Genomic DNA, 22,046 nt, shown 5'->3' with positions numbered 1-22,046 from the left:
TGGTTACCCGCGTCCGCCGCGTTCGGGTTGTCGTGGTGAGCGGACAAGTTCGGCATCGCTTTGGCGCTCAGCGGAGTGCGGTCTTCGCGCCGTTTGCCACCGCGTCGGCCACGGCGGCGAGGGCTGGGGAATCCAGCTTCCATTGCTGCCAGCACAGCGGAACGTCCAACGGTCGATCAGGGGACAGGTCTACGAGGGCATCGCTCCGGGAAGCTGCTTGGATCTCGGGGACCATCCCCCAGCCCAGGCCGGCTGCCACCGCGTCTACGAATGACTCTGATGCCGGGATGTGGTGGCGGACCTGTGTGAAGGTTCGGCGGCGGGTCAGGGCTCGGAGGAACCGGTCCTGGAGGTCGTCCTTGCGGTCGAACAGGATCACTGGGGCTGTGGGGAGGGAAGTCGATAGGGGAGAAGCCAGCCAGCGGGTGATGAACGCCGGGGATGCCATTGCTCGGTAGCGCATGCGCCCCAGGCGGACTGATGTGCAGCCCTGGACTGGTTGAGGCGATGCCGTTACCGCGGCCATTACCAGGCCTTCGCGGAGGAGCGCTGCGGTGTGGTCCTGGTCTTCTCGTTGGAGGTCGAATGCGATCGAGAGGGATGAGGGCAGGCCGGCCAGGGAGGGGAGGAACCAGGTTGCCAAAGAGTCCGCGTTCACCGCGATGGAGAGCGTGCGGGTCGACGAGTCCAGGCCTAGCTCGGACAGGGCGTCCTGCTCCAGTTGGGTCAGGGAGCGGGCGAAGCGGGCCAGGACCTGGCCGGAGGCGGTCAGGGTGATGGGTTTGGTGCGTAGGAGCAAAACCCGGCCCGTGCGGTGCTCCAGAGCCTTGATGCGCTGGCTGACCGCTGATGGGGTCACGTGCAGGACCGCCGCCGCTGCGTCGAAGCTTTGCTCGTCCACTACGGCTAGCAGCGTCCTGACCTGGTCCAGCGGAAGATCTGACATCACGAGCGCTAATGTTACGTAAGAATCTTTAGCTGGAGTAATCCAGTGGGACGGTCGTACCGTCGAAGGGTGCTTCCACTGCTCCTCGCCGGGTTCGGGACCGGGCTGTCCCTCATCGTTGCCATCGGCTCACAGAACGCCTTCCTCCTGCAGCAAGGACTGCGAGGAGGCGCCGTGACGCCGTTGGTCGTCATCTGCGCCGTGTCGGATCTTGTGTTGATCGGGCTGGGGGTGAGTGGGATCGGGGCCGTCATCGAGCAGTGGCCGACCGCGATCGGGGTCATCGCTGTGGGGGGTGGGCTTTTTCTGCTTGGCTATGGGGCGCTTGCTGCTCGGCGGGCGTTTCGGCCCTCTGTCATGACCGTTGGTGACGGACGGACGCCGTTGCGGAAAGCTGTGCTTGCCTGCGTCGCCTTTACCTGGCTCAATCCGCACGTCTACCTCGACACCGTGCTGCTGCTCGGGTCGGTGGCTGTCGCTCATGGTGATGGGCGGTGGCTTTTCGGGCTTGGCGCTGGGATCGCCAGCGCCGTGTGGTTCAGTGCGCTCGGCTTTGGCGCCAAGAAGCTGGCGGGCGTCTTCGCGAAGCCCGTGGCGTGGCGCGTTCTGGATGTCGTCATCGCCGTGACCATGACCGGGCTTGGTGCCGCCATGCTCCTGAGTCACGTGTGAGTTACCAGAGCTGCCCTCTCTCTGCTGCCGGCGGGCGCTCCAGTTCCAGCAGGAACTGCTTGCGCTTCAGGCCGCCTGCGTAGCCCGTCAGCTTGCCGTCCTTGCCGACCACCCGGTGGCACGCCACCAGGATGCTCAGCGGGTTCCGTCCGACTGCCGCTCCAACTTCGTGCGGCAGCCCTCCGACCGTCTGAGCCAGGTCGCCGTATGTCGCGGTTGAGCCGTAGGGGATCTTGGCGATCTCCGCCCAGACAGCCTGATCGAAGGCTGGGCCGTCCGCTTGCCTGGGCACGTCGAAGTCCTTGCGCTGGCCGGCGAAGTACTCCTTCAGCTGCTCCGCCGCCGCGGGGAACGCCGAGTCGTCGCGGGGGCCGAACGTCGTGCGGTCCGGGCGGGTCCAGTGGTGTGGGAAATACAGGCCGGTCACGATGTCGCCGTTGCCGACCAGGGTGAGTTCGCCGATCGGCGAGTCGATGATCGTGTGCTTCATCAGTTCTCCCAAGTAGTGCCGTCTGCTCGTGCGCCGCGGAGACCGGGCAGGTGGATATCCGCCAGGGCCGCCGTGACGATCGTGCGATGGGGGCTCCACGACGTCGACATCTGCAGTCGGCGCGTCATGCCCGTCCAGCCGGGCGGGGTGGCGCTGACCACCCAGATGTCCGGGTTCGGCGCTGCGAACCGCTGGGCTTGGCGCAACCACGACGCCGCTGTTTCGGGCCAGGTCACCGTCGCCAGGACCAGGGCGCCCCACGTCGTGGCGATTCGCTCGCCGTCGGCTCGTGAGACCGGGTCGGCCGCGGTGCCGATCACGATGTGCCGGGCCTGACCGATCAGCTTCACGAGCGTCTCGAGTTCCGCGTCGGTCATGTTGCGTCGTGGAAGACCAGACCCAGGGTGTGCCGGCGGCCTGAACGCACCGCCGAGACGCCGTGACGCACCGGGGACGCCGACCAGCCCCGGGCGGAGCGGACGGGGCGGTCGCGGGTGGTGAACACCAGGCCGTGGCCCTGCGGGATGAGGGTTGCGGTGCCGCGGGACTGTGCTCGTGGGCGCTGCTCGACCAAGAGGAACTCGCCGCCCGTGTGGTCGGTGCCCGGGTCGTTCAGGTTGATCACGACCTGCAGCGGGAACACCTTGTCGCCGTACAGGTCGCGGTGCAGTGCGTTCCAGCCGCCTGTTTCGTAGCGCAGCAGGATCGGGGTCGGCCGCTTCTGGCCGGCGTCGTGGCAGACCTTCAGCCATTCGTCCAAAGTGGACGGCCACTCCGGCTCGCGGCCGAGGCGGGCGTACCAGTCCTGGGCGATCGGCAGCAGACGAGGGTAGAGCGCTTGCCGCAGTCGCTCCACCGGCTCCGGGAACGGCGCGGCGAAGTAGTGGTAGTCGCCGTTGTCGCCGAAGCGGTGGCGGCGCAGGTTGACCGTCGCGCGGAAGTGTTCCGGCTGGTCCCACAGCGCGACGAGCTTCGCGCACTCGGCGGGGGTGAGCAGGGGCGGAAGGAGCGCGCAGCCGTAGTCGTCGACCTCGGCGGCCACCGCGCCCCAATCGGCCGCGGCGACGCGTTTCTCGTAAGTGCTCATATCCGGTAGACGCTCCGGCGGGGTGAAACGTGAGATCGGCCGGGCGAGAGATTTCCGGCAGGGGAGGGCGATTGCGCACCGGCTGCCGCGGCGAGCAGGACGTGGCTTGCCCTGCTCGCCTGGCCGAGGACGCCCGGGGAACCCGAAGCTCAGGCCGCTTCCATCGTCAGCAGCACCCGCTTGGCTTCCTCGCCACCCGCGTACTGGCCGTACGAGCCGTCCGAGCGGACCACCCGGTGACACGGCACCACCACCGGGAGCGGGTTGAGCGCGCACGCCGTGCCGACCGCTCGGACCGCCCTCGGGCTGCCCGCCGCCGTCGCCACCTCGGCGTAGCTCTCCGTGTGGCCGTACGCGATTTCCGGTAGGTGCTCCAGCACCGACAGCCGGAACCCGCGGGCCAGGCGGAAGTCCAGCGGGACGTCGAACGACTGCCGGCCGCCGGTGAAGTACTCGTCCAGCTGGCGGACCACCGGATCCAGGCGGGCCGGCGACCGGAGGATCCGGGGGCTGATCGCCGAGGCGAGCCCAGCCAGGACCGCGTCGTGGTCCTGGCGGTCGAACGCCACCTTGACCAGGCCCTGAGGCGTCGCGGCCAGCAGGAGGGAGCCGACCGGGGTGTCGAGCGTGCGGTAGGCGACGTCCAGCAGGCCTTCGCTCTCCGCGGCGGCCGTCAGGCGCTCGTGCAGGCGGTCCGGCAGGACTTCGTAGGCCACCGGAAGCGACGGGATGATGTCGATCATGAGTGCGCTCCTTCCAAGGGGTAGGTGGCCCGCAGGGTCTTGACGCCGTCGGCGGCCGCGCGGCGGGCGGCGTCCGCGCTGCCTCCGGTGATCTCCGCGATTTCGCGGTACGGCAGCCCGGCCAGGTAGTGGTAGGCGACCGCGACGCGCTGCTTGTCCGGCAGCTTCGCGAGCGCGTCCCACAGGTCGCCGCTCCACGCGTCGGCGCGGCCGGGGCGGTCCGGGATCTCGCCGACCGGCAGCGGGCGGCGCGCCTGGGCGCGGGTGACGTCGATGGCCTTGCGGTGGGCGATCGTGACGAGCCACGCCTGGACGTTCGCCTCGGCGGGCAGCTCTGGGTACGCCTTCAGCGCGGCCAAGAAGGTCTCCGACCAGGCGTCTTCGGCGTCGGCAGGGCCGAGCACGGCCCGGCAGACCCGGAGGACCATCGGCCCGTGCTCGGCCACGACTTGCTCGAACGGTTTCACGATCACACCCTGTAGACGTCCGCCGACGCCGCAACGTGAGATCGAGTTTGTCACGCGTACGGGTAGACCCAGTATCCGTCCCCGTCGAGGATGTGGTTGTTCACCACGAACTGCCCGATGCTCTCCAGAAGTGCCTGGTAGTCGCCGTCCAGTACCGGCTGCACGGCGTACGACGGACCCCGGTCGACGCCCGGGGTGGGCAGCGTCGCGCCGTCGTAGGTGGTGTCGAACGGGTAGACCGCGCAGCCGTTGACCTGCCCGTCCGGCCGCGTCGCGTAGCCCGGGCCCCAGTGCTGCGTGCACGCCAGCTCCGCGGTGGAGCGGTGGGTCGCCTGCAGCGCGGTGTCGTAGAACAGCCGCGTGATCGGGTACGACCGGCCGGCGCTGCCGCCCTGGTAACCGGGGTTGCCGGGCGCCAAGTGGCCCTGGGACGTTCCGGGGTACGTGCTCGGGAAGTTCACCAGCGCGGCCCGGACCAGCGCGGCCGACGCCGGGAAGCCGGACGTCGCCGAGTTGTCCAGGACGTACAGCGGCTGGAACCCGAACGCGCAGTCGCTGCCCGCCGCGTACGCGGGGTTCAGCAGCCGGGCAATGTCGCAGCGCAGGTAGGCGCTGTGGTGCCGGTGACCGCGCAGCCCGCTTCCGGACACGCGTAGCGCTGGTAGGCCATGTCGGTGATGGTGCAGCCGGCGAACCGGTTCTTGGTCCAATACCCGGCGCGGATGTCCTTGTGGCATTCGCCGAACGTCACCGGCGTCGGGATGTTCTGGTCGAGCGCGGACGTCCGGACCTGCTGGGCCTGGGGCATCGTTGCGGGCAGTTTCCGCAGGTCGAGGGACTTCGTGAGCGGGACGCCAGCGGGGACTTCGCGGAAGACGCCGACCGAGCGGTCCGGCGCGGCGTGCGCGGTGGCCGGCACGACGGTGAAAAGCGTGAGAAGGGTGACGAGGGCGCAGAAGACCGTCTTCGATTCGGCATTGCTCCCCGATTCTGCCGGGAAATCGACAAGAGCTGCCATGCTAGCGCAGCCCGATCCGAGCGGTCACTCCGACGAAGGAGTGAACGAAAGTCGTTGCCCCATCGGGCAAATCACGACGTCGGCGCGGTCCCGGTGACAACGGTGGCGCCCAGCTCTTCGGAATCGTGCACGCGCGGTCTCAACCCGGCGGAGGTGAAGATTTCGCGCAGTATCGGCGCTTGTCGTTCACTCGATTCCGTGAGCAGGGTGCCGCCCGGCGCGAGCCACCGCGACGCCCCCGCGGCGACGCGGCGGGCGAGGTCGAGGCCGTCGGCGCCGCCGTCGAGCGCGACGCGGGGTTCGTGCAGCCGCGCCTCGGGCGGCATGGTCGCGACGGCGTCCGAAGGCACGTACGGCACGTTCGCCATGAGCACGTCGACCCGGCCGCGAAGCGACGACGGCAGCGCGTCGTAAAGGTCGCCTTCATGGACGAACGCGTCCGGAAGGTTCACCCGCGCACAAGTGACGGCCGCGGGCTCGACGTCGGCCGCGTGCAGCTCACGCGGGCGCAGCGCGGCGGTGAACGCGGCGCCCAGCGCGCCCGAGCCACAGCAGAGATCGAGCACCACGGGATTGGCCGGCGCGAGCGAGACGGCGACGTCCACCAGGAACTCGGTCCGGTGCCGCGGCACGAACACCCCGGGCCGCACGGTGATCCGCAGTCCGTGGAACTCGGCCCAGCCGAGCAGGTGCTCCAGCGGCAACCCGGCGACCCGTCGTTCCACCAGGGCGTCGAGTTCGGCGGGTGTCGTGGCGGCGGCGATCAGGAGGTCCGCCTCGTCCTCGGCGAACACACAGCCCGCGGCGCGCAGCCGCGGGACGACAGTCGAAGTGTCCAACAAGGAACCGAGGTTACCGGACCTGCACCGCGTCCCCGACGTTCAGGCCGTCGAAGAACGCCGCCGAATCGGTGTCGGTGAGGTGGACGCAGCCGTGCGACGGCGCGTCGAGGGGCCCGGCGTGGAAGGCGATGCCGCCGGCGGCGAAGAACACCGAATTGGGCATGTCCGTGCCGTACACGCTGCTGGTGTGCTCGCGGTCCTTCCAGACGACGTGGAACGACCCGGCCGGCGTCGCCTGGTCCGGCGGGCCGAAACCGGCCGGGACCGGGCCGCGCACGACCTTGCCGTCGCGCAGCAGCCAGGCCAGGTGCTGCGTCAGGCTCACGCACGCGCCGGTCGTGACGTCGCACGGCGGCGCGGGCGGCGGAGTCGTCGTGGGCACCGGGGTGGTCGTCCGGATGAGCGGCGCCGGCTCGGCGATCGGGCTCGGCGTCGTCGTGCGCGGTGCCGCGCACGACGCCGTGACCAGCGTCAACCCCAGCAGGGTCACCACCCCGGTCCTGCGCATCCGTTCATCCCCTCGCCGAAGGCCTCCCGGGATCAGTACGGGTGAACGGCCCCGAAGGTTGAGCCGGCCGTGCACCCGGGTTGTCCCTGCGTGCACCGCGGCTACCGCCGGGAGTACCCGGGCGGGCAAGGTCGAACCATGACGAAGCTGAGCGCCGAGCAGATCGCCCGGCACGCCTACGAGGCCGGGTTCCGCGGCCAGGGCCTGACCACCGCGGTCGCCGTCGCGCTGGCCGAGTCCGGCGGCCGGACGACCGCGCACAACGCCACGCCGCCGGACGACTCCTACGGCCTCTGGCAGATCAACATGCTGGGCGCGCTCGGCCCGGAACGGCGTCACCAGTACCACCTGAAGTCCGACGACCAGCTGTTCGACCCGGACACCAACGCCCGCGTCGCGAACAGCGTCTCCGGCGACGGCCACGACTTCACGCCCTGGTCGACGTACACGAACGGCGCGTACAAGCACCACCTCACGGCCGCGCGCAAGGCCGCCCAGGACGTCACGAAGCACCACGGGAAGTCCGGCGGCGGCAGCGCGAGCGGGAGCCCGCTCCGAGTCGACGACACGGTGCTGCACTCCTACGTGAGCCGGACCCGGCACGTCGCCGACGCGCTGGGCGGCGCGACCGGGCAGCTGCGCGACGTCCGGGAGATCGGCCACGAAAGCTTCGGCAAGATCGGCAAGGAGTCGGGATTCGCCGACGCGCTCGCCGGGTTCGGGCTGGCCCTGCAGAAGCAGGTCAAGGGCGTCGGCACGCACGCCGACGGGCTGGCGACCGCCGCGCAGAAGGCCGCGAAGTCCTACCGCGACCACGAGACGGCCACCGTTGCCGCGTTGAACGAGATGGGCTGACATGGACACCACTGCGCTCGCGCACTCCTTCGCGAAGGACCTCGTCGCGCACCGCAACAAGCTCGCGGGGAAGGCCGAGGACGCCGTCCGCGCCGAGTACGCCCTGCACCAGGTGGCCGGCGCGCTGGACGCCCAGCACGACGCCTACCACAAGGAAAGCGCCACGGTGCTGGAGCACTGGCACGGCCACGGCGCCGACGGATTCCGGCACAACAGCGCGAAGCTGACGAAGGAGCTTCGGATCACAGGAGCTGCCGGGGCGGCGGCGGAGAAGGTCGTCGCGCACGTGGCGTCCACAGTGGACTCCGGCCACACGGCCGTGCAGCGGCTGGTCGACGAGTACACCGCGAAGGCGAAGCAGGTTCTCGACGCGGGCGTCGCCGCCGGGACGCAGGCCGCGCTGATGCGGGCGGTCGGGCACGCCGCCGACCTGGCGCCGCAGTACACGCGGCAGTCGGCGTCGACGCTGCGGCACGTCGACGCGGAACTCAAGGCGGCGGCGAAGAAACTGCACGACCTGCGGAAGGACCTGTCCCACGACGGTGTCCTGGACAAGGCAGCGTCCGCGAAAGCGACGCAGCCGAGCAAGGCGAGCGGGCGGGGCAAGGACGTCGTCCACGCCGCGCGCACGCAGCTGGGCGTCCGCGAGAACCCGCCGGGCAGCAACCGGAACCCGTACGGGCCGACCGCGGCGTGGTGCTCGTCGTTCGCGACGGCGATGTGGCGCAAGGCCGGCGTGAAGATCCCGGTGCTGCCCTTCAGCGGCGACGTCTTCCACTGGGGCGAGCGCAACGGGCACGCGTACGGCAAGCATTCGCTGCACGAGGCGAAGCCGGGGGATGTGCTGATCTTCGGCACCGGCCCGCAGAGCACGTCGACGAGCACGCACATCGGCATCGTCGAGAAGGTCGAGGGGAACCAGGTCACGATGATCGAGGGCAACTCCGGGGACGCCGTCCGCCGGAACACGCACACGCTCTCGGCGTCGACGTTCTACGGAGGGGTCCACCCGTGATCACCGGAAAAGCCGCCGACCGCACGGTCGCCGTCGAGGTCGCGCCCGGTGGGGCGCTGCAGGAGCTGACGCTGGAGGCGTCGGCGCTGAGGCTGGAGCCGGACGAGCTGGCACGCCGGATCCTGGTGCTGGCCGCGGCCGCCTCGGCGCGGGCCACGGCTTCGCTGTGGCACAACGTGGACGGTCTCGGCCTGCCCTCGGCGGACGAGGCCGCGGAAGAGACCACACCGGACAGCTGGCGGGCCCAGTGAGCGCCGAGCGGACGGCTTCGGAACTGGCCGACGCTGCCTTCGAGGCCCCGGAACCGGCGTATGGGACGCGGCTGGCGGCGATCCGCGCCTCCGCGGCGGATGACGGGGTCTCGGTGCTGGTCGATCTGCATGGGGCGCTCGTGGACCTGCGGTTCGACCGGTGGGCGCTGAACCGGTCGCCGGGCGAGCTGGCCGGGGTGATCCGGCGGCTGGCCTCGGAGGCCGGCGCGGATGCCCTGCGGCAGGGACGCGATTTGCTGGGCGACTTGCTGCCGGAGGAAGCCGCTTCCGAAGGCCCGCGGATCGGGGTGCGGCCCGTGAGCGAACCCGGCGTGGTGGGCGGACCGGCGATCCGGCCGCGGCCGGCCCCCGATCCCGACGAGTTCCTGCCCACGACCTGGGCGACCTGACCCGGCGGTCGTGAGTGAGTAACAGTGTTCTAACACTGTTATTCACTCACGACCTGCCGCGGCAGACTGCTCAGCGGGCGGCTTCGACCAGCCGGGCCAGGCGGTCGGCCAGCCAGGCGCCGTTGGCCGGCGTGATCATCACCCAGGCCTCGCCGGCCACGTTTTCCGGCGTCACCGCGTAGCGCCCGGCCGCCGTGTCGAACCAGGCCAGGACCGGGGTGCGGCCGGCCGGGCCGGTGGCCGCCAGCTGGCCCGCCGCGTACCGCTCCGCCGTCACCAGGGTCGCCAGCGGACGGACCGCGCGGCCGCTGATCCCGGCCGCGCCCAAGGCCCGCTCGAACGCGTCGTACCCGCTGCGCGCGTACGCGTCCATCGCCGCCGAGTACGTCGCGCGGGGGAGCCGGAGCTGGTCGCCCGGACCCGCCTCGACGTCGCCGAGCATCCGGGCCACCGCGGGGACCAGGTCGGCCGGGCGCAGCGGCTCCAGCACCAGGTCGCGCTCGTCCAGCACCGCGAGCACCCCGGCCGCGTCGCGCACCGCCGCGAGCAGCCGCCACGGCGCTTCGCCCAGCACCAGCGCGTCGACGCTCAGCGACGGCGCACCCAGCAGCACGAACAGGTCCGCCAGTCCCGGGTCGACGTCGTCGCCGTCGGTGAGACCCGCTTCCGCCAGACCGGCGAAGACGCGGACGCCCAGGTCGTCGCGTTCGGCGTGGGTGGCGCCGTGCGCCGGCACGTCGAACGGGTACGGCGGCGGCCCGCCCGGCCCCAGATCCGCCCAGAGGAGATCGAATTCCAGATGCGACAGGATCACTCCGGCCGTCGTCGCGGTGCGCCGCGCCATGGTCCCCCTTCCTGTGGTGGGCGGCCGCCATCAGGCACGATGGTGCCGATGGCCGAGCCGCCCCCGATGGACGTCCCCGCGAGCGGGTACCTCGTCGTCCGCGCTTCCGGGGCCGCGGCCGCGCGCGCGGCGATCCTCGGCGGCAGCAGCGACCCCGAGGGCATCCAGCTGCTGCTGCGCTGTCCCGTCCCGCGTGCGGTGGCCGAGTCGGGTGCAAAGCTCACGTACGCCGACGCGACGCTGCACCTCCTGCCGTCCGGCGTGGTGATGCTGACCGTCGCCGCGGCGAAGCTGTCCATTTCGTTCGCCGACCTGCGGCCGCTGATGTTCCGGCCGGTCGAGGTCGACGCGCCGTTGCGGTCGCTGTTCGCCGGCGCGTTGGCGCACGTCCTGGCGGCCGGCCCGCGCCTCGACCCGCACGGGCTGGCCCACCACCTGCTGGGCCTGGCCGAACTGGTGCTGCGCAGCGCTTTGCGGGTCGAGCTCGACCGCGTCGATGCTTTGGCGGCGCGAAGGCGTGAAGCCCTGGAGTACATGCGCGCGCACCTCGGCGAGCAGTCGCTCAGCGCGGACAAGATCGCCGAAGCGCTGTACATCTCGCGCCGGCGGCTGTACCAGCTCTTCGACGACGGCCAGGGTGTCTCCGAACGGCTGAAGGGCCTGCGGGTCGAGCGCGCGAAGGCGTTGCTGGCCGACCCGGCGAAGGCGGCGCGGGGGATCGCGGAGATCGCGCGGGACTGCGGGTTCACCAGCGCCCCGCACTTTTCGCGGACGTTCCGCCGCGCGACGGGCCGGACCCCGCGCGAGTTCCGGGAGCAGGCGCTGCGGGGGTGAGGTCGACGCCGGCGACGAGCGTCCCGGCCAGGCCGGCGACCTCCAGCCAGCCGCGGCCACCGGGGGAGTGCAGGGTGAACACGGCCGCGCGCGGGCGATCCGGATCGAGGACGACGGCCTGCAGCTGCGCGCCGGCCAGGCCGATCCGCTCGACGATCACCACCGGGTAGCCGCGGCCGGTCCGCGCGTGGCTGACCTCGCGGATGCCGGGGGTCGTGTCGGCGACGAAGTGGCCGAGGTCCGCGGCATCCTCGAGGGTGGTCTCCACCGCGACGACCCCGGCGATGAGCAACGCGGGATCGGCGTCGCGGTGCTCGACCAGGGCCAGCAACCCGGCGCGCTGGTCGTGGGCGATCTCCGCGCACTGGACGGCGGCCGCCTCCAGGCCGAGGTCGCGCGCGGCGTCGGGGCCGCGCAGGCGCGCCATCAGCGCGTGCAGCTCGGCCGTGGTGCGCTCGACCGAGTCCAGGCTCACCGGGGTGATCCCCGGAACGGCGGGCAGTTTCACCGGCCACCCAGCGCCGCGGCGAACGCGCCGACCGCGCCCGGCGGCGGCGTCACCGGCACGACGGGGGTCTTCGCGACGGTCACCCCCAGCTCGCGGCCGATGGCCGAGAACGTCTCCAGCTGTGCGGTCACGCCACGAAAATCCGGGGCGCTTGGCAGGGGAGCGCCGTCGCCCAGGGCTCGGAGCCGATCGGCGACGCGGGCTGCTTCCGTTGTGTGGGCGCGTTCCAGCTCGCGGGCTTCAGCGAGGACGCGGTCGAGGTCGTCTTGTTTCGCGGCGAGCCGAGCGCGGGCGGCGGTGAGGTTCGGTTGGGTGGCGGGGGAGAACTGGGCTTCGGTTTCGGCTTGGTCGACGTCGTCCTGGGCGGTGGTCACGGCCTGGCGTGCGGCGGTGGCCTGGCGGTCGAGGTCCTCGGCGCGGCGGTGGTGGGCGACGAGGGTGCCGGCCCAGTCGTCGAGGATCGCGGCGGTCGCGCGCAGGGCCTCCGGGACGGCGGCGAGGCCGGTCGCGGCTCGTCCGGCGCGGTCGGCGAGTGCCTGGGCGGATCGGCCGGCCCACTCTGGGATTTCGCCCGGGGAAGGGACTTCGTCGAGGCTTGCCGCCGCGGCGGCGCATTGCCGAGCCGCTTCGGCCACGGCGTCGGGACGGCCGGGGACCGGGTCGAAGCCGAGGCCGCGGAACTCAGCCATCGGCTCGGCCCAGCTCGTCGGCCGCTGCCGCGTCCGTTGTCCGGTAGGCCTTCGCAGCCGCGCGGACGCTGCCCGCCGCCGTCGCGAAGTCCGTTTCCACCGCCCGTATCCTGCCCGACCACTCGCCGGTCAGCGCGGCGAGCGCACTCGACACCGACAGCGGGCCCAGCTCACCGGAAGCCGCCGACTCGAGCTGGGCCGCCGCCGCGGCGTACTCCTCCGCCGTGTCGTCGAGCCGCAGTGCCAAGGCGTCGAGCGCCGCCGGGTCCGCGTGGAAGCCGGTCATTCGCCGAACACCGGGGGATAGGCCGGGGGCAGGTCGTCGAGCAGGTCGTAGCCGTCGGCGTACTTGTCGCGGTGCTCGGTGTCCTCCTCACGGCGGGTGCCCTGGCCCGGCGGGTACATGCCGTACCCGGTGCCCGTGCCGCGACCGCTCGCCGCTCCCGGTCCGAAACCCGATGCCGCGGCCCCGAAGCGTCCGGCACCGGCCCGTCCGCCTTCGCCCAGCGAACCCGCAGAACCGCCGGAGCCGCCGGGGCCGACAAAGCCGGCGAAACCCGGTCCGGACGCGGTCCCCGGCCCGGCCGCGCCGATCACCCCGTCGACGCCGGGCAGCACGCCGGCTCCCGTGAACGCGGGCGGCAACGCGGACGCGGTCGACGTCGAGTCGTCCGGCACCCGGTCCGGCGCCTCGCCGGGGCCGTGGTCCGGGCGGGCGTCCGGGGCGTGCTCGAGCGGCGGGTCCTGGACCACCGGCGCGTAAGGCACGCGCGGAACGACCACATCCGAACCGGCCGCGCTCACCTGCGGCGCCGTATCGAACGCCGGCGGCAGGCGGTGGCGGACGTCGTGGCTCGCGCTCTCGTACTGCTCCATCACGCGGACGGCCTCGGCCTTGGCGTCGTCCGCCTGCTTCTTCGTCGGCAGCTTGTCGTCGAGCAGCTCGTCCAGCATGTACGTGCCTTCGGGCCCGTCGAGCCGCTTGACCGCGTACCCCTCCTTGAACCAGCGTTCGGCCCAGTAGTGCACCGGTTCCGGCATCTTCCGCCGGGCTTCGCCGATCGCGGAGGTGTAGGTGTCGAGGCCGTCGCCGATGTGCCGGGCGTTCTCGCCCGCCGTGCTCGCCCAGCCGGTCAGGCGCTGGACGGAGTCCGCGGCTTGGGCCGCCGACGGCCCGCGCCACGACAGCAGCAGCTTCTGCACCAGCGTGTGGACGTCGCCGGTGGCCGTGTCGACGCTCCGGGCGAGTTCGGCCCACCGGTGGGCCTGCTCGCCGAGCCGCGGCGGGTCGGCCGACTGGACCATGTCCCACAGCTCGCGGTGGTCGTAGCTGTCCCAGTTGATCTTGCCGAACGCGTCTTCGCGGTCGTTCACGGCTTTCTCGCGCCGCACCCGCCGCGCCTTGGCCTTCTCGCGCGCGGTCGGCTCGTGGTGCGTGGAGTGGAACTCAGGCATCGCGCTCACCCGCCCGCAGCGCCGCGGCGGCCTCCTCGTCGTTGCTCCGGTGCGACGCCGCGACGGCGTCCAGCGCCTGCCGCAGCGAGGCGAGCTCACCGAGGTACGACTCCAGCGCGGCCTGCACGCCGCCGGCCTCGGCGCCGCCGCGCAGCCCGAACGAGCGGCGCATCCAGTGCGAGACCGGCCCGTTGCCGTCGGCCAGCGGCGCGCCCAGCTCGCGGGCGCTTTCGAGGTAACCGGAGAGCTCCTGGTGACGGGCGTCGAGGGCGTTCTTGGCGGCGTCGATCTCGGCGTAGTCCAGCTCGAGGACGTCGGTGCCGTCGGCGACCAGCGCGGCCGCGCCGGTGCCCTGCGGCTTCGCGACACCGGAGGCACGCTCCCTCGGTTCGTCCTTGCCCTGCTGGTGCTCGGCACGCAGCTGCCGCCGCGCGTCGGCCTCGTCGCGCACAGTCGCCATGAAGGTCCTTCCCTCGCCACCCAGGCGTCCATCCTGGCCAATGCCCGCCGCGATGAGAAGAGAACCCCACCCGGGTGCACGGGTGGACACGAAGACTGCACGGGCGGATAGGGCAGGATGCCCGGATGATCCCGCGCCGTGCGTTCGGAGCCGTTCTCGCCGCCCTCACCGGGCTCGTCGTGCTCGCCGGGCCGGCCTCGGCCCACACCGAGCTGGAGTCCAGCTCACCCGCCGAAGGTGCCACGCTCGCGGCCGCGCCGGCGGAGGTCCGGCTGACCTTCGGCGAACCCGTCACGCTGCCGCCGGAGGCCGTGAAGGTCACCGGGCGCGACGGCACCGCCTGGAAGATCGGCACGCCGGCGGTGGCCGGCGCCGTCGTGACCGCGCCGGTGACCCCATCCGGACCGGCCCAGGCCTACACACTGACCTGGAAGGTGATCGCGAAGGACGGCGACAACCTCACCGGCACCGTGCACTTCACCCTCGCGGGCGCGGCTTCCAGCTCGGCGGCGCCGGCGTCGTCCGTGCAAGAGCAGGCCCAGGCGCAGGCGCCCACCGCCCCGACCGCGGTGGACACCAGCGGCATCCCCGGCTGGATCTGGATCGTGGTCGCCGTCGTCGGGCTGCTCGCGGTGATCATCGTCGGCCTGCGCCAGATGAAGGGCCGCGGGAAGGACTGAGCTAGTCGTCCCGCGGGACCGTCACGACCCAGCGTTCGGGACGGCGGCGCAGGTAGCCCCACCAGTACAGCGCCGACACCACCAGGATTCCGGCGGTGATGCCGAGGTCGAGTGCGCTCTGCTCCACCAGGACGTAGGCCAGCGCCGCGACGGCGAGCACCGGCACCACCGGCCAGGCCGGCATGCGCCACACGTGCGGCTTCCGGTGCGCCGCCCGGCGGGCGCGCAACGCGGCGGCCGCGACGCTCAGGTAGAGCGCGACGACGGCGACCCCGGTGACGCCGCTGAGCGTGTCCACCGGCACGAAGCAGAGGACGGCTTCGGACAGCCCGACCACGAGCGTCGCGACCCAGGGTGCGCCGAACCGCTCGCTCACCACGCTCATCGCGCGGTTCACCGGCGCCGGCCAGGCCTGGTCTCGCGCGGAGGCGTAGAGCACGCGCGAGTTCTGGATGACCATGACGATCACCGCGTTCACGATCGCCGCCGCGATGCAGAGGCTGATCGCGGCGCCGACGCCCGCGTTGCTCCAGCCGGTGACCAGCGCGGTGAGGTCGACGCCGGCGAGCGCGGCCGCGTCCGGCACCGCGAGGGTGACCGCGACGACCGGGACGAGGATGACCAGGGCGCTGATGCCGAGTGTCCAGAACACCGTCCGCGCAACGGTCTTGCGCGGCTCGCGCATTTCCTCGGCGAGGTAGACGGCGGTGCTGAAGCCCTGGACGACGAACAGCGCGACGGCGAGCCCGGCGACGACGGCGATCAGGCCGATCCCGCTCGTGCCGAGGCTCGGTGTGACCAGCACGGCCGGACTCTGCGTGGTGTGGGTGAACCCGAGCAGCGACACGACGAAGATCGCGACGATCTCGATGACCAGGAAGATCCCGGTGATCCAGGCGTTGGAGCGCAGGTTCAGCAGGCCCATCACGGTGGACGCGAGCATCACGAGCGCCCCGGCGACCGACGGGTTGATGTCCGCGACCGCGGCGACGTAGTCCGCGACCCCGATCGCGATGATCGGCGGCACCACGAGGATGACGATGAACGACAGCATGAACGTCAGCCAGCCGGCGAAGCGGTTCGCCACCGTCGTCACCATCGCGTACTCGCCGCCGGCGCTCGGCACCAGCGTGCCGAGTTCGGAGTAGCAGAACGCGATCCCGACGCAGAGCAGCACCGCGAGGGCGATGGCGAGCGCGGTGCCGGTGCCGAGGTCGGCGAAGAGCGGGGGCACGAGGACGAACAGCGACGAAGCCGGCGTCACGCAGCTGAGCGTCAACAGGGTGCCGCCGCCGACGCCGATGGACCGCGTCAGCGTGCGGGGTCCGGCGGGCGTGGTGGCGGTGGCGGCTTCGGACGGGGCGGGAGTGCGGGGCATGGGCGTTCCCTCCGGCCGGGGGCAAGGTGCGACGGATGGAACAGCACCGATTCGGTGTTGTCAACGCCCTGAAGACGACCGATTTCGTTGTTCGACTCCCTTTGCGCCTTCGGATTTAGTCACCCACTGTGACTACCTGGTCGCGTTTGCCCTGTGTCGCCCGCGTCGGGGATGATCCGGGGCGTGAGCAGCCAGGACACTCCCAGCCGGCCCGCGCCGCCGGTGCTCGACGACATCTCGCGGCAGATCATCGCGCAGCTGCAGGAGGACGGCCGGCGCGCGTACGCGACGATCGGCAAGGCGGTCGGCCTGTCGGAGGCCGCCGTCCGGCAGCGGGTGCAGCGGCTGTCCGACTCCGGCGTCATCCAGATCGTCGCCGTCTCGGATCCCTTGCAGGTCGGGCTGTTCCGGCAGGCGATGATCGCGATCACCGTCGAGGGACCCCTCGAACCGGTCGGCGACGCACTGGCCGAGATGGACGAAATCGCGTACGTGATCCTCTGCGCCGGGCGCTACGACCTGCTCTGCGAGGCCGTCTGCGCGGACGACGAGGCGTTGCTTCAGCTGATCTCGACGCGGATCCGTGCGCTGCCGGGCGTCCGGCACGCGGAGGTGATGGTCTACCTCAAGCTGCGGAAACAGACCTATCAGTGGGGCTCTCGCTGACGGTGACGACTAAATCCGAAGCTAACACGCCTGAGATGCCCATGAATTAGTCGAGTGGATTCGTCTGGACGACTGAATCGCTTGCTTTGGCGGCTCGGCGCGTGCGATAACCGAGGTATGACCACTACCGCCGACCTTGCCGAGAAGGCCCGCAGCAACCTCTGGATGCACTTCACTCGCCACTCTGCCTTCGACGAGACCGACGTCCCGGTGATCGTGCGCGGCGAGGGTGCCTACATCTGGGACGCCCGCGGGAAGCGCTACCTGGACGGGCTCGCCGGCCTGTTCGCGGTCCAGGTCGGCCACGGCCGCGAGGAGCTCGCCGAGGCCGCCGCGCGGCAGACGAAGCAGCTCGCGTACTTCCCGCTCTGGGGCCACGCGCACCCGACGGCGATCGAGCTGGCCTCCCGGTTGGCCGACGCGGCTCCCGGCGACCTGAACCGCGTGTTCTTCACCGTGAGCGGCGGCGAATCGGTCGAAACGGCGTGGAAACTCGCGAAGCAGTACTTCAAGCTCGTCGGGAAACCCATCAAGCACAAGGTGATCAGCCGCGCGCTGGCCTACCACGGGACGTCGCAGGGGGCGTTGTCGATCACCGGCATCCCCGGCGCGAAAGCCGACTTCGAGCCGCTGGTGCCGAGCACCCTGCGCGTGCCGAACACGAACTTCTACCGCGCGCCCGAGCACGCCGACGACTACGAGGCCTACGGGCGCTGGGCCGCCGACCAAATCGAGCAGGCCATCGAGTTCGAGGGCGCGGACACGGTCGCCGCGGTGTTCCTCGAACCGGTGCAGAACACCGGTGGCTGTTTCGTGCCGCCGCCGGGCTACTTCGCCCGGGTGCGGGAAATCTGCGACAAGCGCGACGTGCTGCTGGTGTCCGACGAGGTGATCTGCGCGTTCGGCCGCGTCGGGTACGACTTCGCCGCCAAGCGCTACGGCTACCAGCCCGACATCATCACGACCGCGAAGGGCCTGACGTCCGGGTACGCGCCGCTGGGTGCCGTGCTGGCTTCCGAGCGATTGATGGAACCGTTCACCCGTGGTGCGACGACGTTCATGCACGGCTCGACCTACGGCGGGCACCCGGTGTCGTGCGCGGTCGCGTTGGCGAACCTCGACCTGATGGCCCGGGAAGGTCTGTACGACCACGTGCTTTCCCGGGAGGACTCCTTCCGGTCCACTTTGGACAAGCTGACCGACCTGCCGATCGTCGGGGACGTCCGGGGGGCCGGGTTCTTCTACGGCATCGAGCTGGTGAAGGACAAGGCGACCAAGGAGACGTTCAGCGCCGCGGAATCCGAGCGGGTGCTGCGCGGGTTCCTGTCCGACGCGTTGTTCGAGGCCGGGCTGTACTGCCGCGCCGATGACCGGGCCGAGCCGGTGGTGCAGCTTTCGCCGCCGTTGATCTGTGACCAGCGGGAGTTCGACGAGATGGAGCAGATCCTGCGGGACACGCTGACCCAGGCGTGGAAAATGCTGTAGGTGCGCCTCCGGCTCCCGGTATCCACGCTAGCGGAGGGCACCGACAGTTCCGGCCCGGCGTGGGAACCGGTGTGGCGGTGGAGCGCGTTCCCCACGGTGCGGCCGGCGCCGGCGTTGGCCCGAAAGGGCGGGGAATCGCGCGTTCCCCGCCCTCGCGCGGGTTTCTGGGTACCGTGGAGCGCAGGGAGGACCGGGGGGAGCGGCCGGTGACCGGGCCGCCCGCGTCCGCGCCGACCGGCCGCGCACCCGGGAGGAGACCCCGATGACCACGGCCACCCCGCGCCTGCCGTTCGAGCGGCCGAACGTCCTGGAGATCGCTCCGCTCTTCGAGGTGCTGCGCCGGCAGGGCCCGGTCGTGCCGGTGACCACCCCGACCGGCGACCCGGCCTGGCTGGTCACCGGGTTCGAGGAGGTCCGCGCGGTGTTCACCGACCCGCGCTTCGGCCGGTCGCACCCCGCGCCGGAAACCGCGTCGGCGCTGTCGGACGCGGCGATCCTCAGCCGGCCGCAGGGCGACCACGAAACCGAGCACGTCGAGCACGCGCGGATGCGGAAAATGCTCGTGCCCGCCTTCTCGGCCAACCGGATCCGGCGGCTCGCCGGTCACGTCCAGGAGCTGGCCGACGGCTGCTTCGCCGCCATGGAGCGCGCCCGGCCCGCGGACGGGCCCGTCGACCTGCACGAACACCTGTCGTTCCCGCTGCCGGTGCTGGTGATCTGCGAGCTGCTCGGCGTTCCCTACGAAGACCGCGACACGTTCCGCGTGCTGTCCGAGCGGATGGGCCGGATGGACATCGGCTCCGGCGCCGAAGCGGCCCTCGACGAGTTCGCGGCCTACATGGGCCGGCTGGCCGAGGTCAAGCGGCGCTCACCTGGCCAGGACGTCGTCTCGGACATGGTGCGCGCGCAGGCCGAAGACCCCGCGTTCACCGACGACGACCTCGCCCGGCTGGCCGCCGGCCTGCTGTTCGCCGGTCATGAGACGACGTCCAACCGGATCGACCTCGGCGTCCTGTACCTGCTCACCGACCTCGCGCGGCGCGACGCGCTGGCCGCCGACCCTGAGGGCCGGACGCACGGCGTCGTCGAGGAGATCCTGCGGCTGTCCGCGCCGGGCGGGCTCGGGGTGCTGCGGTACGCGCACGACGACGTCGAGCTCGGCGGGGTCACCGTCGCCCGGGGCGACGCGGTCGTCCTCTCGCTGGCGGCGGCCAACCGGGATTCGTCGGTGTTCCCCGCCGCCGCGGAATTCGACCCCGGGCGCAAGCCGAACTCGCACGTGGCGTTCGCTTACGGCGGCTGGTTCTGCATCGGCGCGAGTCTCGCCCGCACGGAACTGCGCGTCGTGTTCGGCTCGCTGTTCCGCCGGTTCCCGGGACTGCGGCTCGCGGTGCCGGTCGATGAGCTGGAGGTCCGGACGAACCGGGTCACCGGGGGAGTGGACCGCGTGCCGGTCCTCTGGTAGACCTGCGGCGGCCACGACAGGAGGAAAACGTGACCCTGTGGGACAAACTCGCGATGGACGACAAGCTCGTCAAGGTGCTGAAGGAGATCCCTCCAGGCCCGGACGCGTCCGAGTTCGGCCCGGCCTACGTCACGATCCACCAGCTGGCCGTCGAGCTGGACCAGCGGTTTCCCGAGGTGCGCAGGCAGCTGGACGTGCCCCTCGGCGGCGGCTCGAACCGGCACACGGGCCTGGTGGAGCTGCTGGGCAAGGAACTGGTCGAGAAGATCAAGCGCTACGGCGACGTGTACCCGATCGAAGCGGCGCAGCTGTCTTCGGTGCGGTTCCGCGAGCTGCGGCTGCGCGGCCCGGGCGGCCGTGACCTGGTGGGCGCGTCGCGGACCGACCTGCCGCTGATCCGCCTGCGGCCCAAGGATTGACCGTGCTGCCACCGCCGCCGGTCCGGGTCCTGGTGGCCGAACGCGACCCGGCGGTGCGGGCCCGCCTGGGCTCCCTGCTGGCCGAGGCCGACGGCATCGAGCTGATCGGCACGGCGTCCGACGCGTCGGCGGCCCGCGCGACCCTCCGCAGCCGGCTGCCGGACGTGGTGCTGCTGGACCTGCGGCTGGGCTCGCTGGGGCCGGTGTTCCGCCGCCCGGCGGTGCTGGCGCTGGTGACGTTCGACTCCGACGCGGGGATCCTCCGGGCGCTGCGCGACGGGGCTTCGGGGTACCTGCTGCGCTCGGCCCGCCGCAACGAGCTGATCAAGGTGGTCCGGCTGGCGGCGGACGGGCACGTGGTGCTCTCACCGGACGCGTCCCGCCGGTTGGTGTCCGCGGCGACGCGGTTGTCCGGGCCGCGGGACGAGCGCTTGGCCGGGGTGGACCGGTTGTCCCTGCGGGAGCGCGAGGTGCTGGTCGGGGTCGGGTCCGCGCTGACGAACGCCGAGATCGCGACGCGGCTCGGTGTGGGGGAGCCGGCGGTGCGGGAGCTGGTGGCTCAGGTGGTGCGGAAACTGGGGTGCGCGCACCGGACCGAGGCCGGGTTGCTGGCTTACGAGCGGGGACTGTGCCGACCGGGTACCGAACGGCCGTGAAGGCCTCCTTACCGGCCATAAGAGCCGGTAAGGAGGCCTTCACGGACTTCAGAAGCCGGTCAGGCCGTTCGGGACCCCCACTCCGGTCGGGGCGTCGTAGCCCGGACCGGCCACGCACAGGTAGTCGTCGCCGCACTTCTTCCCGGCGCCCGACGGGTCGTTGTTGCCCGCCGTGACGTCGACGAACCGGGACGCGTGCGCGTAGATCGTCGATGGCCGGGTCGCGCCCGCCTGACCCGAGCGGCCGATCAGGCCCGCGATGTACGGGGCCGACGCGCTGGTGCCGTTCGCCGGGAGCCAGCCGCCCGCGTCCGTGTAGTGGATCGCGATGTCCTCCGCCGCCGACGCGAGGTCCGCGACCGTTCGCTTGCCGCAGTGGGTGTCCTTCTGCCACGACGGCTTCGCGATGTACGCCGAGCAGCCGCTGCCGCCGTACTGCCACGCGGACTCCGCCCAACCGCGGGGCGAGGACGGGTCGCGGGCCAATGCTGTCCCGCCGACCGCGACCGTGGTGGCCAGGACCGCCGGGTAGCTCGCCGCCGTGAAGCCCGCGTCACCCGAGGACGCCACCACCGTCACGCCCGGGTGCTGGTAGTGGCTCGCGAAGGCCAGCGGTGCGCCGCTTTCCCGCGCGCCGTAGCTGTTCGACACCACCTTCGTTCCCAGCCGGACCGCGGTGTCCTCCGTCTCCGCCAGATCGGCGAACCCGGGTGTGTTGCCTTCGACGACCAGGAGACGGCACGACGGGCAGGCCGCCGACACCATCGAGACGTCCAAAGTGGACTCCATGGCCCAGCCGAAGCTCGCTTCGGGGAGGGGAGCGGACAGACCCTGCTGGTTCACCTTGCGGAAGCAGCCGTTCGCCGTCGTGCAGGGTGGCAGGCCGTACTGCGCCCGGTAGGCCGCGAGGTCCGCCTCCAGGTTCGGTGCGTCGTAGGCGATCGAGATGCCGACGAGCGTGTCCGGCCCCGCCTCGGCCGGCAGCCGGTACGCCGACGCCAGGTCGTCGGCACCCCAGCCGGCCGGGCCGTCGGCCAAGGCGCGCACCGCACCCGGCGTGTACGTGGTGAGGCAGCGCAGCAGGCCTGGACCCGCGTCGGGACACGCTGCCCGCGGTGCCGGTGCGGCGGACGCGGCCGGGGCGAAGACACCCACGGCGACCACTACGGCGCTCAGCACGCCGATGATCGATCTGTGCACAGT

The 22,046-nt window shown here is 71.7% G+C and carries 30 protein-coding genes; 12 read left to right on the top strand and 18 right to left on the bottom strand.

What is annotated here, in order from left to right; translation table 11 throughout:
- Window positions 1-67: 67 nt before the first annotated feature.
- Window positions 68-949 (bottom strand): LysR family transcriptional regulator ArgP, encoded by an 882-nt coding sequence (locus AB0M59_RS16190; protein ID WP_364615086.1) that lies wholly within the window; start codon window positions 947-949, stop codon window positions 68-70.
- Between the two features lie 66 nt (window positions 950-1,015).
- Here AB0M59_RS16190 and AB0M59_RS16185 point away from each other — a divergent pair, with 66 nt between their 5' ends.
- Window positions 1,016-1,618, top strand: a complete 603-nt coding sequence (locus AB0M59_RS16185; RefSeq protein ID WP_364615084.1) for a LysE family transporter — start codon at window positions 1,016-1,018, stop codon at window positions 1,616-1,618.
- A 1-nt stretch (window position 1,619) separates the two neighbouring features.
- On the opposite strand, the gene AB0M59_RS16180 is transcribed toward AB0M59_RS16185, so the two are convergent.
- From AB0M59_RS16180 to AB0M59_RS16140, 9 genes are all read right to left on the bottom strand, one after another.
- Window positions 1,620-2,108 carry a methylated-DNA--[protein]-cysteine S-methyltransferase gene (locus AB0M59_RS16180; protein ID WP_364615081.1) on the bottom strand — a complete coding sequence of 163 codons (489 nt, stop codon included), beginning with the start codon at window positions 2,106-2,108 and terminating at the stop codon, window positions 1,620-1,622.
- Window positions 2,108-2,485, bottom strand: coding sequence for a hypothetical protein (locus AB0M59_RS16175; protein WP_364615078.1), 378 nt, complete (start codon window positions 2,483-2,485; stop codon window positions 2,108-2,110). Before AB0M59_RS16175 ends, AB0M59_RS16180 begins: the two co-directional genes overlap by 1 nt.
- A complete protein-coding gene (locus AB0M59_RS16170) occupies window positions 2,482-3,195 on the bottom strand; it encodes a 2OG-Fe(II) oxygenase (RefSeq protein WP_364615075.1) in 714 nt (237 codons plus the stop codon). The genes AB0M59_RS16175 and AB0M59_RS16170 overlap by 4 nt, the downstream gene beginning before the upstream one ends.
- Before the next feature lie 149 nt (window positions 3,196-3,344).
- On the bottom strand, window positions 3,345-3,938 hold the full coding sequence (locus AB0M59_RS16165; RefSeq protein ID WP_364615072.1) for a methylated-DNA--[protein]-cysteine S-methyltransferase: 594 nt from the start codon (window positions 3,936-3,938) through the stop codon (window positions 3,345-3,347).
- Window positions 3,935-4,411 (bottom strand): sigma-70 family RNA polymerase sigma factor, encoded by a 477-nt coding sequence (locus AB0M59_RS16160; protein WP_364615069.1) that lies wholly within the window; start codon window positions 4,409-4,411, stop codon window positions 3,935-3,937. The genes AB0M59_RS16165 and AB0M59_RS16160 overlap by 4 nt, the downstream gene beginning before the upstream one ends.
- A 44-nt stretch (window positions 4,412-4,455) precedes the next feature.
- Window positions 4,456-5,055: a hypothetical protein gene (locus tag AB0M59_RS16155; RefSeq protein ID WP_364615066.1), complete on the bottom strand. Its 600-nt coding sequence runs from the start codon at window positions 5,053-5,055 to the stop codon at window positions 4,456-4,458.
- Window positions 4,983-5,423: a hypothetical protein gene (locus AB0M59_RS16150; protein ID WP_364615063.1), complete on the bottom strand. Its 441-nt coding sequence runs from the start codon at window positions 5,421-5,423 to the stop codon at window positions 4,983-4,985. The genes AB0M59_RS16155 and AB0M59_RS16150 overlap by 73 nt, the downstream gene beginning before the upstream one ends.
- Window positions 5,424-5,494: 71 nt before the next feature.
- The gene (locus AB0M59_RS16145) at window positions 5,495-6,262 is read right to left on the bottom strand and encodes a putative protein N(5)-glutamine methyltransferase (protein ID WP_364615483.1); all 768 of its coding nucleotides are present in this window, start codon (window positions 6,260-6,262) and stop codon (window positions 5,495-5,497) included.
- Between the two features lie 13 nt (window positions 6,263-6,275).
- Window positions 6,276-6,773 (bottom strand): L,D-transpeptidase, encoded by a 498-nt coding sequence (locus AB0M59_RS16140; protein WP_364615060.1) that lies wholly within the window; start codon window positions 6,771-6,773, stop codon window positions 6,276-6,278.
- 138 nt (window positions 6,774-6,911) lie between these two features.
- Between AB0M59_RS16140 and AB0M59_RS16135 the strand changes: the two genes are divergently transcribed.
- The 4 genes from AB0M59_RS16135 to AB0M59_RS16120 are packed head-to-tail and all read left to right on the top strand — an operon-like array spanning window position 6,912 to window position 9,304.
- Window positions 6,912-7,628 carry a transglycosylase SLT domain-containing protein gene (locus AB0M59_RS16135; RefSeq protein WP_364615057.1) on the top strand — a complete coding sequence of 239 codons (717 nt, stop codon included), beginning with the start codon at window positions 6,912-6,914 and terminating at the stop codon, window positions 7,626-7,628.
- A 1-nt stretch (window position 7,629) separates the two neighbouring features.
- On the top strand, window positions 7,630-8,643 hold the full coding sequence (locus tag AB0M59_RS16130) for a CHAP domain-containing protein (RefSeq protein WP_364615054.1): 1,014 nt from the start codon (window positions 7,630-7,632) through the stop codon (window positions 8,641-8,643).
- Window positions 8,640-8,894: a YbaB/EbfC family DNA-binding protein gene (locus tag AB0M59_RS16125; RefSeq protein ID WP_364615051.1), complete on the top strand. Its 255-nt coding sequence runs from the start codon at window positions 8,640-8,642 to the stop codon at window positions 8,892-8,894. The genes AB0M59_RS16130 and AB0M59_RS16125 overlap by 4 nt, the downstream gene beginning before the upstream one ends.
- Window positions 8,891-9,304, top strand: coding sequence for a hypothetical protein (locus AB0M59_RS16120; protein ID WP_364615048.1), 414 nt, complete (start codon window positions 8,891-8,893; stop codon window positions 9,302-9,304). Before AB0M59_RS16125 ends, AB0M59_RS16120 begins: the two co-directional genes overlap by 4 nt.
- A 70-nt stretch (window positions 9,305-9,374) precedes the next feature.
- Here the strand turns inward: AB0M59_RS16120 and AB0M59_RS16115 are convergent, their stop codons facing one another.
- Window positions 9,375-10,148: an ESX secretion-associated protein EspG gene (locus tag AB0M59_RS16115; RefSeq protein WP_364615045.1), complete on the bottom strand. Its 774-nt coding sequence runs from the start codon at window positions 10,146-10,148 to the stop codon at window positions 9,375-9,377.
- A gap of 48 nt (window positions 10,149-10,196) precedes the next feature.
- On the opposite strand from AB0M59_RS16115, the gene AB0M59_RS16110 reads away from it, so the two are divergent.
- Window positions 10,197-10,982: a helix-turn-helix transcriptional regulator gene (locus AB0M59_RS16110; RefSeq protein ID WP_364615042.1), complete on the top strand. Its 786-nt coding sequence runs from the start codon at window positions 10,197-10,199 to the stop codon at window positions 10,980-10,982.
- Here the strand turns inward: AB0M59_RS16110 and AB0M59_RS16105 are convergent.
- Genes AB0M59_RS16105 through AB0M59_RS16085 form a run of 5 tightly spaced genes read right to left on the bottom strand, consistent with a single transcriptional unit; the run spans window position 10,894 to window position 14,094 of the window.
- Window positions 10,894-11,490, bottom strand: a complete 597-nt coding sequence (locus tag AB0M59_RS16105) for a hypothetical protein (protein WP_364615039.1) — start codon at window positions 11,488-11,490, stop codon at window positions 10,894-10,896. The genes AB0M59_RS16110 and AB0M59_RS16105 overlap by 89 nt on opposite strands.
- Window positions 11,487-12,179: a hypothetical protein gene (locus tag AB0M59_RS16100; RefSeq protein ID WP_364615036.1), complete on the bottom strand. Its 693-nt coding sequence runs from the start codon at window positions 12,177-12,179 to the stop codon at window positions 11,487-11,489. The genes AB0M59_RS16105 and AB0M59_RS16100 overlap by 4 nt, the downstream gene beginning before the upstream one ends.
- Window positions 12,172-12,465 carry a type VII secretion target gene (locus AB0M59_RS16095; RefSeq protein ID WP_364615033.1) on the bottom strand — a complete coding sequence of 98 codons (294 nt, stop codon included), beginning with the start codon at window positions 12,463-12,465 and terminating at the stop codon, window positions 12,172-12,174. The genes AB0M59_RS16100 and AB0M59_RS16095 overlap by 8 nt, the downstream gene beginning before the upstream one ends.
- On the bottom strand, window positions 12,462-13,634 hold the full coding sequence (locus AB0M59_RS16090; protein WP_364615030.1) for a PPE domain-containing protein: 1,173 nt from the start codon (window positions 13,632-13,634) through the stop codon (window positions 12,462-12,464). The genes AB0M59_RS16095 and AB0M59_RS16090 overlap by 4 nt, the downstream gene beginning before the upstream one ends.
- Window positions 13,627-14,094 carry a hypothetical protein gene (locus AB0M59_RS16085; RefSeq protein ID WP_364615027.1) on the bottom strand — a complete coding sequence of 156 codons (468 nt, stop codon included), beginning with the start codon at window positions 14,092-14,094 and terminating at the stop codon, window positions 13,627-13,629. Before AB0M59_RS16085 ends, AB0M59_RS16090 begins: the two co-directional genes overlap by 8 nt.
- Before the next feature lie 125 nt (window positions 14,095-14,219).
- Here AB0M59_RS16085 and AB0M59_RS16080 point away from each other — a divergent pair, with 125 nt between their 5' ends.
- Window positions 14,220-14,774, top strand: a complete 555-nt coding sequence (locus AB0M59_RS16080) for a copper resistance CopC family protein (RefSeq protein WP_364615024.1) — start codon at window positions 14,220-14,222, stop codon at window positions 14,772-14,774.
- A 1-nt stretch (window position 14,775) separates the two neighbouring features.
- On the opposite strand, the gene AB0M59_RS16075 is transcribed toward AB0M59_RS16080, so the two are convergent.
- Complete coding sequence (locus AB0M59_RS16075; RefSeq protein ID WP_364615021.1) at window positions 14,776-16,152, bottom strand: APC family permease; 1,377 nt, start codon at window positions 16,150-16,152, stop codon at window positions 14,776-14,778.
- Window positions 16,153-16,323: 171 nt separating this feature from the next.
- Here AB0M59_RS16075 and AB0M59_RS16070 point away from each other — a divergent pair, with 171 nt between their 5' ends.
- From AB0M59_RS16070 to AB0M59_RS16050, 5 genes are all read left to right on the top strand, one after another.
- Complete coding sequence (locus AB0M59_RS16070) at window positions 16,324-16,818, top strand: Lrp/AsnC family transcriptional regulator (RefSeq protein WP_364615480.1); 495 nt, start codon at window positions 16,324-16,326, stop codon at window positions 16,816-16,818.
- Between the two features lie 117 nt (window positions 16,819-16,935).
- Window positions 16,936-18,303: an aspartate aminotransferase family protein gene (locus AB0M59_RS16065; RefSeq protein WP_364615018.1), complete on the top strand. Its 1,368-nt coding sequence runs from the start codon at window positions 16,936-16,938 to the stop codon at window positions 18,301-18,303.
- A gap of 262 nt (window positions 18,304-18,565) precedes the next feature.
- Window positions 18,566-19,768, top strand: a complete 1,203-nt coding sequence (locus AB0M59_RS16060; protein WP_364615015.1) for a cytochrome P450 — start codon at window positions 18,566-18,568, stop codon at window positions 19,766-19,768.
- Between the two features lie 29 nt (window positions 19,769-19,797).
- The gene (locus AB0M59_RS16055) at window positions 19,798-20,187 is read left to right on the top strand and encodes a hypothetical protein (protein ID WP_364615012.1); all 390 of its coding nucleotides are present in this window, start codon (window positions 19,798-19,800) and stop codon (window positions 20,185-20,187) included.
- Between the two features lie 2 nt (window positions 20,188-20,189).
- The gene (locus AB0M59_RS16050) at window positions 20,190-20,843 is read left to right on the top strand and encodes a response regulator transcription factor (protein ID WP_364615009.1); all 654 of its coding nucleotides are present in this window, start codon (window positions 20,190-20,192) and stop codon (window positions 20,841-20,843) included.
- 48 nt (window positions 20,844-20,891) lie between these two features.
- On the opposite strand, the gene AB0M59_RS16045 is transcribed toward AB0M59_RS16050, so the two are convergent.
- A complete protein-coding gene (locus AB0M59_RS16045) occupies window positions 20,892-22,043 on the bottom strand; it encodes a S8 family serine peptidase (RefSeq protein ID WP_364615006.1) in 1,152 nt (383 codons plus the stop codon).
- Window positions 22,044-22,046 lie beyond the last annotated feature (3 nt).

The organism is Amycolatopsis sp. NPDC051371 (assembly GCF_040682155.1).
GTDB lineage: Bacteria > Actinomycetota > Actinomycetes > Mycobacteriales > Pseudonocardiaceae > Amycolatopsis.
This window is presented reverse-complemented; position numbering and strand designations above follow the sequence as displayed.

Excerpts from the sequence above, each read along its gene's own strand:
- AB0M59_RS16090 (WP_364615030.1), bottom strand. The coding sequence starts at position 13,634 with ATGCCTGAGTTCCACTCCACGCACCACGAGCCGACCGCGCGCGAGAAG.
- AB0M59_RS16150 (WP_364615063.1), bottom strand. The coding sequence starts at position 5,423 with ATGGCAGCTCTTGTCGATTTCCCGGCAGAATCGGGGAGCAATGCCGAA.
- AB0M59_RS16135 (WP_364615057.1), top strand. The coding sequence starts at position 6,912 with ATGACGAAGCTGAGCGCCGAGCAGATCGCCCGGCACGCCTACGAGGCC.
- AB0M59_RS16180 (WP_364615081.1), bottom strand. The coding sequence starts at position 2,108 with ATGAAGCACACGATCATCGACTCGCCGATCGGCGAACTCACCCTGGTC.
- AB0M59_RS16085 (WP_364615027.1), bottom strand. The coding sequence starts at position 14,094 with ATGGCGACTGTGCGCGACGAGGCCGACGCGCGGCGGCAGCTGCGTGCC.
- AB0M59_RS16100 (WP_364615036.1), bottom strand. The coding sequence starts at position 12,179 with ATGGCTGAGTTCCGCGGCCTCGGCTTCGACCCGGTCCCCGGCCGTCCC.
- AB0M59_RS16060 (WP_364615015.1), top strand. The coding sequence starts at position 18,566 with ATGACCACGGCCACCCCGCGCCTGCCGTTCGAGCGGCCGAACGTCCTG.
- AB0M59_RS16130 (WP_364615054.1), top strand. The coding sequence starts at position 7,630 with ATGGACACCACTGCGCTCGCGCACTCCTTCGCGAAGGACCTCGTCGCG.
- AB0M59_RS16115 (WP_364615045.1), bottom strand. The coding sequence starts at position 10,148 with ATGGCGCGGCGCACCGCGACGACGGCCGGAGTGATCCTGTCGCATCTG.
- AB0M59_RS16175 (WP_364615078.1), bottom strand. The coding sequence starts at position 2,485 with ATGACCGACGCGGAACTCGAGACGCTCGTGAAGCTGATCGGTCAGGCC.
- AB0M59_RS16080 (WP_364615024.1), top strand. The coding sequence starts at position 14,220 with ATGATCCCGCGCCGTGCGTTCGGAGCCGTTCTCGCCGCCCTCACCGGG.
- AB0M59_RS16140 (WP_364615060.1), bottom strand. The coding sequence starts at position 6,773 with ATGCGCAGGACCGGGGTGGTGACCCTGCTGGGGTTGACGCTGGTCACG.
- AB0M59_RS16075 (WP_364615021.1), bottom strand. The coding sequence starts at position 16,152 with ATGCCCCGCACTCCCGCCCCGTCCGAAGCCGCCACCGCCACCACGCCC.
- AB0M59_RS16170 (WP_364615075.1), bottom strand. The coding sequence starts at position 3,195 with ATGAGCACTTACGAGAAACGCGTCGCCGCGGCCGATTGGGGCGCGGTG.
- AB0M59_RS16065 (WP_364615018.1), top strand. The coding sequence starts at position 16,936 with ATGACCACTACCGCCGACCTTGCCGAGAAGGCCCGCAGCAACCTCTGG.
- AB0M59_RS16095 (WP_364615033.1), bottom strand. The coding sequence starts at position 12,465 with ATGACCGGCTTCCACGCGGACCCGGCGGCGCTCGACGCCTTGGCACTG.
- AB0M59_RS16070 (WP_364615480.1), top strand. The coding sequence starts at position 16,324 with ATGATCCGGGGCGTGAGCAGCCAGGACACTCCCAGCCGGCCCGCGCCG.
- AB0M59_RS16110 (WP_364615042.1), top strand. The coding sequence starts at position 10,197 with ATGGCCGAGCCGCCCCCGATGGACGTCCCCGCGAGCGGGTACCTCGTC.
- AB0M59_RS16165 (WP_364615072.1), bottom strand. The coding sequence starts at position 3,938 with ATGATCGACATCATCCCGTCGCTTCCGGTGGCCTACGAAGTCCTGCCG.